The organism is Pseudoalteromonas sp. APC 3694 (assembly GCF_030407565.1).
Taxonomy (GTDB): Bacteria; Pseudomonadota; Gammaproteobacteria; order Enterobacterales; family Alteromonadaceae; genus Pseudoalteromonas; species Pseudoalteromonas tetraodonis.
The window spans coordinates 1-1,256 of record NZ_JASDDE010000127.1; the positions used below are offsets into that span (position 1 = coordinate 1).

4 tRNA genes are annotated in these 1,256 nt (G+C 41.2%); 1 reads left to right on the forward strand and 3 read right to left on the reverse strand.

Features of this window, described 5'->3' with window-relative positions:
* Positions 1 to 4 precede the first annotated feature (4 nt).
* The 3 genes from QMA00_RS18800 to QMA00_RS18810 all read right to left on the reverse strand — a co-directional run bounded on the left by QMA00_RS18800 (position 5) and on the right by QMA00_RS18810 (position 411).
* Positions 5 to 80: transfer RNA gene (locus QMA00_RS18800), tRNA-Glu, on the reverse strand.
* Between the two features lie 143 nt (positions 81 to 223).
* Positions 224 to 299, reverse strand: a tRNA-Glu gene (locus tag QMA00_RS18805).
* A gap of 36 nt (positions 300 to 335) precedes the next feature.
* Positions 336 to 411, reverse strand: a tRNA-Ala gene (locus tag QMA00_RS18810).
* 766 nt (positions 412 to 1,177) lie between these two features.
* On the opposite strand from QMA00_RS18810, the gene QMA00_RS18815 reads away from it, so the two are divergent.
* A tRNA-Val gene (locus QMA00_RS18815) sits at positions 1,178 to 1,253 on the forward strand.
* The last annotated feature ends 3 nt before the right edge of the window (positions 1,254 to 1,256 follow it).

The following is a 1,256-nucleotide window of genomic DNA, read 5'->3' on the forward strand; positions in this document are numbered from 1 at the left end:
TAAGTGGCGTCCCCAAGGGGATTCGAACCCCTGTTACCGCCGTGAAAGGGCGGTGTCCTAGGCCTCTAGACGATGGGGACACTAAAAAGTGTCACTAGGACGATTGATTAGTTTAACTCACATCCTGAGCTCTTAAGGTAATGGCGTATAGTACAAATAAAGACTCGAGCTTTATGTGTTACGCTATTTTCTCGGTAAAACCGCCTTTAACTAAAAAGTTAAGTGGCGTCCCCAAGGGGATTCGAACCCCTGTTACCGCCGTGAAAGGGCGGTGTCCTAGGCCTCTAGACGATGGGGACACAGAAAACTGTTACCCTAGGACAAACACTAAAAATTGGTGGAGCTATGCGGGATCGAACCGCAGACCTCTTCGCTGCCAGCGAAGCGCTCTCCCAGCTGAGCTATAGCCCCAACTTATTCAATACGCTCGGTGATAACCACGTCGTGTATCGCTTAGTGCGGGGCGCATTCTATGCACCCCCCAAAATAAAGTCAACAGTTTTTTGTGCGACATTATTTAAATGGTTTAATTTTCAACAAACTGGCTATCATACATGCTAAAAAGTAGATTTTCATACTATTTAGTAACCATGAGCTACGTTAAGTGTGCCACATTTAAGTTTGAGTTGAGCATAACGACCCTGTAATACTAAAAGCACCTATTCACATCGGACTCAAAAGGTATACATTTATATGCAAATTGAGTTATCACTGCTTTTCTCCTAAAACGGGCCTACTTCCATCATAGTCTAGCTGGATTTTATTAAATGCTAATTGTAAAGCTTAGCTATGCTAAGCGATAAACAACTTGCTAATTTGAGTGGTTTAAACAATTGAATAACATAGGCAGGATGATCTGAACTAGAAAGCTTTACTTTGATTTCTTGGTTGCAACCCTGACTCGGCAAATCAATTACTACTAAATTGAATTAATTTTCATCCTTAAAAAGCAACAGAACTCACTTTAGTGAATATAAATATAGTTATTTTAACCCCTAGCCAAAGCTGCTTATTGTTCGTTTTATGTTACCTTGTTGATAAAGTGAACACTATTTGCATTGCATTGATTATAAAAGCTTCATTCAGCACATTTTTATCATTCAAGTGTTGACACATTTACAAGTCTATCTATAATAGCGCCCCACAACAACGCAGCAATGTGGTGTTGTTTAGATGCGGGTGATTAGCTCAGTTGGGAGAGCATCGCCCTTACAAGGCGAGGGTCACTGGTTCAAGTCCAGTATCACCCACCACAT